At 61.9% G+C, this 729-nt stretch carries 1 protein-coding gene; it reads right to left on the bottom strand.

The features are described from left to right. Positions 1-729: acyl-CoA dehydrogenase family protein (locus D8V06_RS00265; RefSeq protein ID WP_177434283.1), on the bottom strand; the 729-nt coding region annotated here is incomplete at both ends.

Consider the following 729-nt stretch of genomic DNA (forward strand, 5'->3'; position numbering starts at 1 on the left):
AGGTCAGCAGACGCGCCATGTCGATTTCCATCCGCGAGTCGGCGATCTTGTCGATATTGCCACCCAGACGGGCCAGCGGCTTGCCGAACGCGGTGCGGTTCACCGAACGTTTGCACATCAGTTCCAGCGCACGTTCAGCCATGCCGATCGAACGCATGCAGTGGTGAATTCGGCCCGGGCCAAGGCGACCTTGAGCGATTTCGAAGCCGCGTCCTTCGCCCAACAAGACGTTTTCGTACGGCACCCGCACGTTTTCGAAATGCACCTCGGCGTGACCGTGAGGCGCATCGTCGTAACCGAACACCGGCAGCGGGCGCACGATCTTCACACCGGGGGTATCGATCGGCACCAGAATCATCGAGTGCTGGGCATGACGCGGCGCATCGGGGTTGCTCAGGCCCATGAAGATCAGGATCTTGCAGCGCGGATCGCAGGCACCCGACGTCCACCATTTCTTGCCATTGATCACCCATTGGTCACCATCGCGCACGGCACGGGCTGCCATGTTGGTGGCATCGGAGGACGCGACGTCCGGTTCGGTCATGGCGAACGCCGAGCGGATCTCGCCTCGCAACAACGGTTCAAGCCAACGCTGCTTTTGCTCTTCGCTGGCATAACGCACCAGCACTTCCATGTTGCCGGTGTCCGGCGCCGAACAGTTGAACGGCTCCGGCCCCAGCAGCGAGCGGCCCATGATCTCCGCCAATGGCGCGTATTCGAGGTTGGTCA

It is taken from the genome of Pseudomonas sp. Sample_24 (assembly GCF_004307605.1).
Classification (GTDB): domain Bacteria; phylum Pseudomonadota; class Gammaproteobacteria; order Pseudomonadales; family Pseudomonadaceae; genus Aquipseudomonas.